Raw genomic sequence first — 13,151 nt, 5'->3', positions numbered from 1 at the left:
GTTAACTCGTACTATTCCATTTATTGCTGTTGAAGTTGCCACAACTTGGCATATTCGCCTTGCTGTGCTAAAAGTTCAGGGTGAGTCCCTTGTTCGATAATTTTGCCTTGTTTCATAACCAAAATTTTATCGGCATCAATGATGGTTGATAAACGGTGCGCGATCACCAGACTGGTGTTATCAGCAGTGATTTCATTGATGGCTGCCATAATTTGTTGTTCACTGTAGCTATCTAATGATGACGTTGCCTCATCAAACACTAATACAGCAGGTTGTTTCAAAATCGTTCTTGCAATAGCAACACGTTGTTTTTCCCCACCAGAGAGTTTTAAACCACGTTCACCCACTTTAGTCTTTTCTTTGTCAGGCAAACTCTCAATAAAGCCTCGTAAGTGAGCTAAATCGATCGCCCTATTCACCTCGTCATCTGACGCCTCAGGGCGACCATAACGAACATTATCAAAAATGGTATCATTAAATAACACTGTATCTTGAGGTACGATTCCAATCGCTTGACGTAGAGAAGCTTGAGTAATATCACGAATATCCTGATTATCGATTAAAATAGTTCCATCGGTAACATCATAAAAGCGAAATAACAGCTTCACTAAGGTTGATTTACCGCTGCCACTGGCACCGACAACAGCCACCTTTTGCCCGGGCTCAATACTAAAGCTAACCCGAGTCAAGATCTCACGTTCACGGTGATAACGAAAGTCGACATCTTTAAAATCAATTTTTCCTGTTGATAATACAAGGTCTTGCGCTGAAGGCTTATCGGCGATGCTCGATTGTTTAGTTAGCAAAGTAAACATCTGCTCTATATTAGCAAGGGAGCCTCTTATCTCGCGATAAACAAAACCAAGAAAGTTAAGTGGCATAAATATTTGCATCGTAAACGCATTGATTAGTACAAAATCACCAATGGTCATATTACCGGCAACAACATTACTTGCCGCTAACCCCATCATCGCCGTCATCGCACAAGCGATTATCAATGCTTGCCCACCATTTAAGGTAAATAACGATAAGCGATTTTTGCGCTTAGCCTGTTCCCATAGCGCTAGCTGTTTATCATATTGTTGCTCTTCAAAAGTCTCATTACCAAAGTATTTCACTGTCTCATAATTGATCAAGCTATCAATGGCACGAGTGTTACTTGTTGAGTCAGCAATATTAGACTCTCGAACGAACCGAGTTCGCCACTGTGTCGCTTTAACAGAAAATAGTGCGTAACTGACCACCGCGAGAGTAATAATCAACGCAAAGCTAACTTCATAATTAATTAATAATATGCCGACAACAAAGCAAAACTCAATTAATGTCGGCACAATATTAAATACCATAAAGCGCATCACGAAGCTTATCCCAGACACACCTCGCTCCATATCTCGTGACAGCCCACCCGTTTGTCGATTCAAATGAAAGTCTAAATCTAAGCGATGCAAGTGATTAAATACCCGCAACCCAACACGGCGCATTGCGCGCTCAGTGACTCGACCAAATACGGTGTCGCGCACTTCACCTAACAGCACCGAAGAAAGTCGTAACGCACCATAAGCAACGACTAACATCACTGGAGCTGCAATCAATTGAAGTTGCTCACTATCCAAATCATCAACAATATACTTTAGGACAAAAGGTAAGCTTACGGTGGCAACCTTAGCTAAAATCAAACAACTAAGTGCAATAAAAACACGGCTTTTATATTCAACGAGGTAAGGAATTAATGTTTTAAAAACTGACCAATTAATCTTATCTGGCACATCAATATGACGTCCGGCGCGCATAGCGACAACTCTACTTAGCAAAAAAGTGAATTTTACTGACTCAGCTCTGAAATGTCAGTAATAAATGGTCTATTAAGCCATCACAACATCATTTGAAACATGACAAATTTAACAAAGTATCAATTTCAGTGAGCAAAGGTGAGACTTTCTTAAAAAAGCTTGCTAGCATCAAGCAGTAAAAGTTAACAACATAAAGTTAACATAATTATAAAAAAGGCTATTTATGAACGATAATAGAGAGCAATTTAGCTCCAAGCTTGGATTTATTCTTGCTGCTGCAGGTTCTGCAGTAGGTATTGGTAATTTAGTTGGTTTTCCAGTTAATGCGGCTAAAAATGGCGGTGGGGCCTTCTTAGTCATTTACGCTATTTTTGTAATATTAATTTGTCTACCAGTCATGGTCGCTGAATTTGCAATGGGTCGACACACTAAAAAGGGTCCCGTGGGTGCGTTTGGCACTTTGTCAGGGCAACAACCATTTTGGCGTGGAGCAGGTTTAATTGGTGTTATCACTCCGTTTATGATCGGGGTTTTCTATACTGTGATCAGCGTATGGATCCTCGGCTATTTAATTATGGCTGCGGTAGGAGAACTCGAATACCTAGCCAGTCCAGATAGTTTTGGCCAATACATTAATAGCCCTTACATTTTTGCGGCTATGCTCGGTGTCGCAGCAATTATTTACTTAATCTTGAAGCTAGGCGTTCAAGATGGCATCGAAAAAGCGTCGAAAATTCTCATGCCAGCGCTTTTTGTCATGCTATTAGCTCTAGTTGGTTTTGTATTAACCCTTGATAACGCAAGCGCTGGAATATCTTTCTATATCATTCCTCAATTTGATAAAATTACCGCCTCAGTTGTGAATGGTGCGCTATCACAAGCTTTCTTTTCTTTATCACTAGGAATGGGGATCTTGCTGACTTATGGCTCATACTTAAGCCGAAAAACTAACATTGTTAGCTCAGCGAAGATGGTGGCCTTAACCGACACTAGTGTCGCTTTTATTGCCGGTTTAATGATTCTCCCAGCAATTTTCTCATTTAACCCTGATGTTAACCCGAGCGAGTTAAGTGATTCATCGGTTAGCTTAATTTTTGTCTTATTACCAAAAATATTTTTAGCACTGCAAACAAGTATTGGTTTCTTCGCCGCTAGTGCAATTGCAACATTGTTTTTCTTATTAGTCTTTTTTGCGGCCATCACTTCACTCGTTTCAATTATCGAAGTACCTGTCGCTTATTTAATCGACGAAAAGAACAAAACACGTAAGCAAGCTCTGACACGAGTGGGTGCTATCGGTGGCGGTTTAACTGTCGCCTGTGCTTTATCATTTGGTATGGTTGCATTTTTCACAGAGATGGTCACTTACGGCGGCGGGATGAAGTCCTTCTTTGATATAATCTATGACTTATTTTATGACACTATTTTACCGCTTAATGGTTTACTAGTTTGTCTATTTGTTAGTTATCGCTGGAAGCGTCATGAGCTCAATAAAGAGCTAAGTGTGGGTAATGATGAGTTTGAAGGTTCACTGATGCAAAAGTACATTAACTTTTCATTAAGTACCTTTATCCCAGTAATTTTGTTGGCTATTTTCATTAATACTGTGGCACAAAAGTATTTTAGCTCTTCATTGTTTGGTTTCTAATCAATAACAATCATCACACACCGTATGAAAACCGCAGCTTAATCAATAATTAAGTTGCGGCATTTCACAACCAAAGAACTACTGTATAAAAAGTTCTCATCCTAAATAATTATTATTGATTTCCCTCTCTAGATGCTCTACCTTCAGATAGTATGTAACTCACCTTAACTTGGCGTCACTTCTATCTATCACGTCACTGTTTCGCTAAAACAATAGGAATGAAATATGACTTCACTAACAAAATCTGGCTTCAATTTAACGGCCATCGCATTGAGCTGCGGCTTACTTTTCGGGTGTGGTAGCTCATCGAGTGATGATAACGATGACCCCAATAAAGCCCCGTCAGTCATGATCAATGGTGAGCAAAGGATACAAGAAGGGCAGACATTATCTCTAAATGGTAGCGCATCAGACAGCGATGGTTCTGTTGCTAGCTATAATTGGTCAGTCAAGTCAGGCCCTCAAGTCAATATAGTTAATGCGACATCACAAGAAATTAGCTTTGTTGCACCTGACGTCGATACAGATACCGAGCTCGTGCTTGAATTAATTGTTACGGACAATGAAGGTGCTAGCGCAACCGAAACAATTACAATTACCATCACTCGAAAAATAACCAGTGTCACCATCACAGGTTTAGTTACCGATAAAGTGATTCCATTTGCAGCCGTCGAACTACTCGTTGACGGGCAAAAGTTTACCGGCTCAGCCGACGAAGATGGAATTTATAGTATCACTGTAGATACTTCGTCACTTAACGAGAATAGCTTGGTTCAGGTCAAAGCGTTAGGTGATAGTACATTAAACCCTGAAGTTGAATTTGTTTCACAACTTACTTCCCTAGATAACTTGCTGGCTCAAGCAGGCAGTGACAACGTACTCGATAAAGACGAAAACTTTGGCGTTAACATTACTAACGTTTCCACTGCAGAGTTTGCATTGTTAACCCGTGATAGTAGCTTACCAACAACCGCAGAAGCGCTAGATAGTGCTAAGGCGGCGGTTGATACTGATGAAAAAATCACGTTAGCAGCACTGATCAAAATTGTTGTCGATAACGACGACTATGCATTACCTGATGGGGTTAGTTCAACTCTCGATTTAATTGATGATAAAGCAACCTCAGATGACTTCACCGTTACAGTCAATGATTCCGATGCCACTTTACTCGAAGAAACAAAACAAGATATTAGTCAAGATAGTGACTTAACCACTCAAAGACCTATTGTCGGTACTTGGATTGCTGATGATACTTGGACCGATATAAATTCCAGTATCAACTTTTCATTAACTTTCACTGACACCGGACACTACATCCAATTAGAGCGTGATTTAGAAGTCGATACGGGTTGTGATGACCCAGCAACTGCTGCCGATGAAACGGGTCGTGCAGGCTATGAAAAAGGAACCTATACATGGAATCCTTCTACCAGCCAATTCTCATTTGCCGTTACCACAGATACAAACGGTTGTTACGGTTTGAGTGACTTTGCCGCATCAGATGTCGCTAGCATCGATGGCCTTTCTGTTGATGGCGATACTCTGACCCTATCAATCACCGAAGATGGTACAGAGCAGACATTAACATTCGCTCGACTGCAAAGTCCAACCAACCCATTAGTGGGCGCTTTTTATGATGGTGACCTTAATGGAGAGTTCTTCCTCTCGGTATTCCAAAACGATACTATGTTTATGGAAGTGACTAACGACCCATCAGAAGCAGGGCTTAATGCAGGTAGCTATAGCTGGGACAGCAGTACTACATTGCTAGAAATTAATAATGCCTCACTCACTGTGAACCAACAAATGACTACCTATGACCAATCGATTATCAACCTTGTTGGTGACGTCATTATTTGGAAAGATGGTGAAGGCTCTGGGGTGTCAAAACGAATCGGAAATACTCAAACAGATCAAATTTACCTAACAGCGGCAGACGTTGTAGGTACATTTAACGGGACAGCCTCAATTGGAGAGGAATTTACAGTCACGCTTACTAGTGATAACACAGGTACAGTGGTCGATGACGGCGGTACAGGAAGCTTTACTTGGTCAATAGAGTTTGGTCAGTTAGTCATTGATTTTGTGGACGTTAAAACATATTACTCAGCCACCAGCATTGACGGTGGTACCCTCAACTTTAAGGTTGCCGACTATACGTTATTAAGTTTACCTGATGATAGTGAAACGGGCCTCTACGAGTACTGGACCGAGGAATGGATTAAACAGTAAACCTTCCGTATTACCACGAACGTTGATCTTATCGGTCACGTTCGTGGCTTAATCATCTTTAAGCACTTGCTATTATCCTATTTCAGTGTATTTTCAATTACATCGGCTTTCAGCCAATCAATACCATAAAAACTAATCAAGTAATATTAAATTTAACTCAGTGGAATGTTTATGAAAAAAGTATCATTAGCTTGTTTATTGCTTTGTTCTACCTCTGCCATGGCAGAGAAAGGTACATCGTTTAGTGAATTAAGAGTCGGTTTTGAACGGATATCATACTCAGAGGTATTAGCAGATGTCGCTAATCTGGGGGTTTTATCTCAGTCGATTTCAGTAACAAATCCCACTGTGCGCCAGCTATCTTACTCAAAGCTCGATGATGAGTGGGGCTTTTATATTGATAGCGCGGCAACTCTTTCAGCTGATATTGATACTGAAACATGGTCAATGAATAGCTTTGGTGATATCCAGCAAAACGCTTTCAAAATCAAAGCCAACGAGATCGGTGCTAGGGTCGCTTACAATTACTCGCCACTGTTACAATTAACTATGGGCGGTAAGTTTTCTACATCAAGCTTTACTCGTTCAAACTTTAAGTTTGTCCAACCGGGTGCGAAAAGCTTTGATGATGCTCTGATTGCACTGCCTCGTACACCAGAAGATTCAGTGCCACGTTTTCTATTACCGAGCCAAACCACAAATGATGCAATAACGCCACAGCAAGAATTAGATGGGCGAGTATTACCTGTTGTTTCAGTTACCGAAGATCAGATGTCGATGATTTTTAATGCTGGCGTTCGCTACGACACTCAGTTTAACAAACAAGCTCAAGATTTCACTTGGTATGCAGAGGCTGATGTTGGTGTACCTGTGTACAATGAAATTCAGAACACCCAATTTGAAACAACCACGTTAAGTGAGAACTTCAACGGTATAGACCTAACCGCTCGTGCAGGTCTGCGTTACCACCTAACTGAAAAGGTTGCTATTGTGGCAGGGGTTGATGCTTTGTATAAAAAGCGTGACGTTGTTTCTAAAGTACTTGAAAATGGAAAGCGCTTACGTGTTCCGGAAGTTGAGTATGACAATATTGCTGTGACTGCAGGTATCTATTGGAACTATTAGGCTTTATTTAGCTTTGTAACAACCGAGAGGGCTAGCATATTTCAGTGCTAGCCCTTTTTATTGCCATTTTTACCGTAAAAATACTCAAATTATTAATGAATATTGGCAGCTATCCCATTAGCCAACTAATAGTCAATCAAATGCCTAACTCAAGCTTATCCGCCCAAGACTCAACAAATTCACTTCACTTAATGCATTTGATATAAGCACCTTTTATAAAGTAAACACCATCGGAATTAGCGTTAGCATTAGGCCAGAAATTAGCACAATCGCTGCAATATTAAGCCAAAAACCGGCTTTAGCCATATCAACAATACGTAATTGCCCAGAGCTAAATACCACTGCATTAGGAGGCGTAGCCACAGGCATCATAAAGGCACAACTTGCCGCCAATGCTGCCGGAATAACTAATGTCATAGGGCCATCGGTGAGCGTTACAGCTATTGGGCCAAGTAATGGTAAAAAACTCGCCGTTGTCGCGGTATTACTTGTTACTTCGGTTAAGAACATAATAGTAATGGTAACAACAAGCACAGCTGCCAATATAGGGAAGTTAGCCGTACTTTCTAGCTGTAGTCCAATATAGGCAGCTAAGCCTGATTTTTTGATTAAACCTGCTAATGCTAAACCACCGCCAAAGAGTAATAACACACCCCAAGGTAATTTTTTAGTATCTTCCCAATCAAGAATGCGCGTATCCGTTTTTCGATCAACTGGAATGACAAACAGTAATAACCCAATAAACATCGCAATTCCTGTATCACTAATCGCCAAGCCTGTGGTTTTACCTATTAATGGTCTAAAAATCCAACCTAAAGCGGCTGCAATAAACAACATTAGTACAAGCTTTTCACCTTTAGATATATTCCCTAACGCGCTTAACTTATCTTTAAACATCGATGTCGTATCGACCCTTTCAACATCATGTAAATTAAAACAAACTCTGGTTAGTAAGAACCAACAAATCACTAACATTAACGCACTTAGTGGTAGCCCCACCATCATCCACTGAGCAAAACCAATTTCAATCTCGTAATTCTCAGCAAGGTATGCCGCCATGAGAGCATTTGGCGGTGTACCTATTAACGTTGCTAAGCCACCGATACTGGCAGAGAATGCAATTGATAAAAGCATCGCTTTTGAGAAGCTTTTATTTGGTTGTTGTCGCGTTTGATTAACCATTTCAATAATTGAAAGGCCAATTGGCAACATCATTACAGAGGTCGCAGTATTAGACATCCACATTGATAAAAAGGCAGTAACAGCCATCAAGCCAGCGATTTGCTGGCTCGGCTTGCTTCCAACAAACGCCATTGTTTTTAATGCGATACGTTGATGTAAATTCCAACGCTCCATCGCTATAGAGATTAAAAAACCACCTAAAAATAAAAATATTAATGGATGAGCGTAAGAGGCAGTGGCCACTTTAATCGGGGCAACTCCAACAATAGGAGCGACAATTAATGGCAAGAAAGCCGTTACAGCCACAGGAGTTGCTTCACTGACCCACCATATTGCCATCCACAAGGCCAGTCCCAGCGTTAACCATGCGGTATCACTCATTCCTGTAAACGGTGATGGCATAAGAACGGTCATCGCCATCATTAAAGGCCCTAAGACTAACATGCCTATAGGCGTGTTTTTCTTTTTAACCTGATTTTGAGCTAAACTCATAAATAATCCCTATGTTATACCAATTGCATTTAATATTTGCCCAGCTATGCCAGTTAAAATAAACTGGAACGGCGTTGTTCTCAATCGAGCGCCTTGTTCACGTTTATTTGGCCAAGGCACAACAAGAACACATATTTAATACATTTGGTGTTAAAACTTATATTGCAAACCAACACCAACAGTACTGTCATCCGTTGTTTCAAGCTCTAAGTTCGACAGTAAAAGATACGCTTTAGCTTGGCTATCAAATAAATAATCTAACCCCAGCGTTATCTGTTTAGTGTCTTCACTGTGACGAATCTTGCTATTGTCAGTGGCAAATTGAGCTTTCGCCAGCCAAGCGCCCATCAAGTAGCTTACGTTGAAAGCAAAACCGTTGCCGTCTGCGGAGCCGTCAGATTTCTCAGAACGTTGCATTAAACCACCTAGTGTGACTTTTCCCATGCGATAATTAACAAGAGCACGATGTAAATTCAAGCCATTCAACGTTTCTGTACCTGCGTACGCTGCATAATAAGCAGACTTTTTCATCGCCTTATCGCCAGTTGACACTAACCATGCATACCCATTATCATCCGATCCAGCATCATGTTTCGGGACAGCGGTAACAGCAAAATTGATATTTCTCCAACTCGGTGCCGTATAAGTCACGCTATCACCTAAACGATCTTGGCCAGCAAACACTTGAGCAATATCAGCTGCATTCTCGTTGAATAAATCAAACTTACCTTCAGATGCTTTAAAGCGTGTATCATTTCGACCAAATACAACCTCACCAAAACGACCTTTAATACCTATATAGGTATTACGGGCAGATAGTGTATCGGTCGAACTATCCATACCTTTAACTTGATATTCAAATTTAAAAACAGCCGTCAGCTCATCATTTAATTGATGTGAACCTTTAATTCCGACACGGCTAAATGGTGAGTGAATCGAAGTCCCCTCTTCCACATACCTTAGACCCTCATGCCCTTCTATACCTTTAATTAACCCATGCTCAGTGCTATTAACTTGTATTTCAGCTTTACCATAAAAGCGAATATCATCAATCATCTTTTCAGACGCTGCCTGAGTGGTGAATGAAGCTGACATTATTAAGCTTGATGCCAACAGTGTATTGCTTAATTTCATTACCTATTCCTCGATTTTAGTTATATATTTTATTAATCTCGAGCAATTAAGTGCAAAAGCACGGCCAATAATTTAACCTGTTGTTTTAATTGAAGTAGATAAGAGAAACAAACATTCAAACGATAAAAATGAGCGGGTTCCCACCCAAACTTAATTGTTAATGGGTCATTCTCCACCCATGTTATCGTCCTTAAATTCATGACGATTAATACTAAATTTTTTCATTTTGTCATAAAGCGTTTTTCTTGGTAGCTTAAGGTACTCCATTGTTGAATTAATGCGCCCTTTATTAATACTTAACGCTTCTTCAATCAGTTTTGACTCAAAAAATTCAACCCGTTGTACTAAGCCCATTGCTTCAGTAACAAGTTGCGAGCGAGGGGTGAGGCTAGGCTCTTGGGCAAAAGCGGCTTTAGAGCCGATTAATACATACCGTTCAGCTAAATTACGTAATTCTCGTACATTGCCGGGCCAATCATATTGCAACAGCATGGCAAGTTGATCACTATCAAGGGGAGCATAAGGTTTGTGGTAATTCGCAGCAGCAATCTTGGCAAAATGAGCAAAAAGAATCGAAATATCATCTTTACGCTGTTTCAGCGCAGGGATAAAAACATTAACTAAATTTAACCGGTAATAAAGATCTAGCCTAAAGCTTCCTTGGTCTGCTAATCGCCTTAAGTCTTGTTTAGTCGCCGCAACAATTCGTAAGTTTAAATTAATTTGTTGATGACCACCGACTCGCGTTACCTTGCGCTCTTCCAAGATACGCAATAGTTTTATTTGCACACTCATTGGGGTACTTTCAATTTCATCTAAAAACAGAGTGCCGCCATTGGCATACTCAAACTTTCCTTGTCGTTGTTTATTAGCGCCGGTATAAGCCCCAGCTTCAGCACCAAATAACTCACTTTCAATAAGTTCTTCAGGTATTGCGCCACAATTAATCGCAACAAAATTTTGATCCTTCCTTGGACTATTATCATGCAAAAAACGCGCAACTAGTTCCTTACCCGTTCCCGTATCGCCATGAATTAACACATCAGCGGGAATATCTTTTATTTGGCTTAATAGCTCTCGCATTGCTACGATTTCACTACTGCGGCCTAAAATCCTTAATCCTGTGTCAGTATGGAGTTTTATCGTTTCTTTTAACTTTTTATTTTCAAGTGTTAGCGTGTGCTTTTCTGCCGCTCTTCTAACGACATCTAGCACATGCTCATTATTAAAAGGCTTTTCAATAAAGTCATACACGCCATTGCGGATAGCTTTCACTGCTAGTGAAACATCTCCGTATCCAGTAAGTAAAATGACAGGAATATTGTGGTCTAATGATTTTATTTGTGCAAATAAACTCAAACCATCTAACTCTGGCATATTTAAATCCGTGATTACTACCGTAGGTCTATCAGGGTTAAGTGCTTTAACAAGCTTTTTCGGCGATGAAAAGCATTGGGTTTTAATATCTTCCAGCATAAATACTTGCTCTAAAGCCAATAACACCTGCGGGTCATCATCAACAATAAATACTTCGTAACTTGATGACTCAAACATCAATATTCCTCTTGAAAAAAACTATAACTGTTAGCTAATACTATACCGATTTATACTCAGCAATGGGTAACCTTATTCTAAACGTTGCCCCTTGCCTCTCATTACTTTCTACAATTAATTGCCCATTAAAAGATTCTATAATCTGCCGAGAAATTGATAACCCCAACCCGAGCCCATTTTGTTTTTTGGTGGTAAAGAACGGTTCAAATATCTGATTTAGATAATGTGGTTCAATTCCTTCTCCATTATCAATAATACTGATTTCTATCTGCTTCTCGCAATAATTGACCGCTAACTGAATTTCACCAGCGTTAACTTCTGCGACAGCATCAACAGCGTTGGTTAATAAATTAATCAGTACTTGCTCTAGTTGGACAGGCTCAACCATCACTTGCGACGAAGGCAGTGCGTTATCAATGACTATATTTACTCGGTGTTGTTTTATATGTGGGCCTATTATCACCAAAGTATCATTGATTAATTGACTGACATTCACCATAGAAAGGGTTTGTGAATGTTGACGGCTAAAACTTTTAAACTGACCTACGATCGCAATTAAACGTTCAACGGTATGCATCATATGATTTAAATTATCAGGTAAATAACTATAACGCTGCTTTTCGATAATCTTTTGCGTTGTTTGTAAATAACTTGATAGCGCTGCGATGGGTTGACTTAATTCATGATTAATCGATGAGCTTAATTGTCCAATCACAGCCAACTTTGTGGTTTGAACAACTTGCGCTTGTGCCGACTCCAGCTTTTGTTGTGCTAGATCTCGTTGCTGGATTTCCAGCATTAGCTGCTTATTAATTTCGGTCAAATCTTGGGTTCGTCTCGCCACTTGTTTAGTCAGTTTTAAGTGGGACAGTTCGAGTTGTTTAATGTTTTTTTGTCGCTCTCGATAAAATAGCATAAAAGCCACCAGCGCCAAGAAACTCACACCAAACATCAATGCTACCCCAACCCCGTATCTTGTGCTCACATCAGCAGGTGTAAACAACTTTATTTTCCACGGATAATCAGAGAAAGAGTCGATGTGCACTAGTTGGTTTATTGCTTCGGGTTCAAACTGCCATAAACGAAACCCTAGCGTGCTCCAAAATCGACTGACGTTAATATTAAGCAGCTTAAGTGTTTGTTGAGAAGTAGTAACCTTGTTGACTAACGGATCAGTTTGTTGGAGTCGCTTAAGCTGCCATGAGGGTTGGTTACTCAAAAAAATAACCTCATGCTGATCTTGAACAATAAAATCAACCTGACTACCAAGCAATGCCAAAGAGTCACTCACCTCCAGCCTCGCTAAATCAGCTTTAACCACCAATATCCCAACTATCCGATCTTGGCTCATGACCGCCGTCGAAAAGTACCCACCTCGCTTACCCGATACTGCTCCTAGCGCGAGCTCGAAACCGCGCTGGTGAATTATGGCATCTTTTATATATTGTCTAAATGCAAAGTTTTGTCCGATAAAACTATCAGAGTCTAACCAGTTACTTGAGGCAACCACATCGCCTGAGGGGGTCAGCAAATAAACGTTTAAAGCATTTGCTGCCTTAGCAATTTCAGCGAGCTGTCGATTAATTCTCTCCACTTGCTTACTTGTTTTGTTCTGATTCAAAAACTCAATAAAGTTGCTATTATCACTAAATACCGTTGCGACGTTAGCAAAACGACCGAGGTCTTTCTTAAGCTGTATCTTGAAAACAGTACTCTGGACTGTTAATTCTTCACTTAATTGAGATAATTTAAATGTCTTGCCGCTAACAAAACCTATAATTACAACTAAAATAAAAAGACAGAATATTATTGGAATCTGCTGACGTGGTTTAATTTTAAAGTGACTCACAGGCTATCCGTCAATTGAGGTATTTTTGATCTAAAATATACTATATTTTTATTAGTTATTTTATACTCTGGTTCTGTTTGGCACATTTTTTGTTTATCTATTCAAACAAAACACCATAGCTTTGCAATTATATGTCACATAATTT

The 13,151-nt window shown here is 40.0% G+C and carries 8 protein-coding genes; 3 read left to right on the top strand and 5 right to left on the bottom strand.

The features are described from left to right. Window positions 1-20 precede the first annotated feature (20 nt). A complete protein-coding gene (locus Q8W26_RS08355) occupies window positions 21-1,790 on the bottom strand; it encodes an ABC transporter ATP-binding protein/permease (RefSeq protein WP_101215326.1) in 1,770 nt (589 codons plus the stop codon). Window positions 1,791-2,013: 223 nt separating this feature from the next. Here Q8W26_RS08355 and Q8W26_RS08350 point away from each other — a divergent pair, with 223 nt between their 5' ends. The 3 genes from Q8W26_RS08350 (at window position 2,014) to Q8W26_RS08340 (ending at window position 6,795) form a co-directional block, all read left to right on the top strand. Further along, window positions 2,014-3,438, top strand: coding sequence for a sodium-dependent transporter (locus Q8W26_RS08350; protein ID WP_101215325.1), 1,425 nt, complete (start codon window positions 2,014-2,016; stop codon window positions 3,436-3,438). A 225-nt stretch (window positions 3,439-3,663) separates the two neighbouring features. Continuing rightward, complete coding sequence (locus Q8W26_RS08345) at window positions 3,664-5,670, top strand: hypothetical protein (RefSeq protein WP_101215324.1); 2,007 nt, start codon at window positions 3,664-3,666, stop codon at window positions 5,668-5,670. Window positions 5,671-5,841: 171 nt separating this feature from the next. Next, the gene (locus Q8W26_RS08340) at window positions 5,842-6,795 is read left to right on the top strand and encodes an autotransporter outer membrane beta-barrel domain-containing protein (protein ID WP_305473060.1); all 954 of its coding nucleotides are present in this window, start codon (window positions 5,842-5,844) and stop codon (window positions 6,793-6,795) included. A gap of 213 nt (window positions 6,796-7,008) precedes the next feature. On the opposite strand, the gene Q8W26_RS08335 is transcribed toward Q8W26_RS08340, so the two are convergent. The 4 genes from Q8W26_RS08335 to Q8W26_RS08320 form a co-directional block, all read right to left on the bottom strand. Next, on the bottom strand, window positions 7,009-8,469 hold the full coding sequence (locus tag Q8W26_RS08335; RefSeq protein WP_305473058.1) for a DASS family sodium-coupled anion symporter: 1,461 nt from the start codon (window positions 8,467-8,469) through the stop codon (window positions 7,009-7,011). Window positions 8,470-8,619: 150 nt separating this feature from the next. Beyond that, a complete protein-coding gene (locus tag Q8W26_RS08330; protein WP_101215322.1) occupies window positions 8,620-9,603 on the bottom strand; it encodes a porin in 984 nt (327 codons plus the stop codon). A gap of 165 nt (window positions 9,604-9,768) precedes the next feature. Further along, a complete protein-coding gene (locus tag Q8W26_RS08325) occupies window positions 9,769-11,157 on the bottom strand; it encodes a sigma-54 dependent transcriptional regulator (RefSeq protein ID WP_101215321.1) in 1,389 nt (462 codons plus the stop codon). 40 nt (window positions 11,158-11,197) lie between these two features. After that, entirely contained in the window at window positions 11,198-13,006 is a 1,809-nt protein-coding gene (locus tag Q8W26_RS08320; protein ID WP_101215320.1) for an ATP-binding protein, read from the bottom strand. Window positions 13,007-13,151 lie beyond the last annotated feature (145 nt).

Origin of the sequence: Psychrobium sp. 1_MG-2023, assembly GCF_030689115.1 — a bacterium.
Taxonomy (GTDB): Bacteria; Pseudomonadota; Gammaproteobacteria; order Enterobacterales; family Psychrobiaceae; genus Psychrobium.
This window is presented reverse-complemented; position numbering and strand designations above follow the sequence as displayed.

Excerpts from the sequence above, each read along its gene's own strand:
- Q8W26_RS08340 (WP_305473060.1), top strand. The coding sequence starts at position 5,842 with ATGAAAAAAGTATCATTAGCTTGTTTATTGCTTTGTTCTACCTCTGCC.
- Q8W26_RS08330 (WP_101215322.1), bottom strand. The coding sequence starts at position 9,603 with ATGAAATTAAGCAATACACTGTTGGCATCAAGCTTAATAATGTCAGCT.
- Q8W26_RS08335 (WP_305473058.1), bottom strand. The coding sequence starts at position 8,469 with ATGAGTTTAGCTCAAAATCAGGTTAAAAAGAAAAACACGCCTATAGGC.
- Q8W26_RS08355 (WP_101215326.1), bottom strand. The coding sequence starts at position 1,790 with ATGCGCGCCGGACGTCATATTGATGTGCCAGATAAGATTAATTGGTCA.
- Q8W26_RS08325 (WP_101215321.1), bottom strand. The coding sequence starts at position 11,157 with ATGTTTGAGTCATCAAGTTACGAAGTATTTATTGTTGATGATGACCCG.
- Q8W26_RS08345 (WP_101215324.1), top strand. The coding sequence starts at position 3,664 with ATGACTTCACTAACAAAATCTGGCTTCAATTTAACGGCCATCGCATTG.
- Q8W26_RS08350 (WP_101215325.1), top strand. The coding sequence starts at position 2,014 with ATGAACGATAATAGAGAGCAATTTAGCTCCAAGCTTGGATTTATTCTT.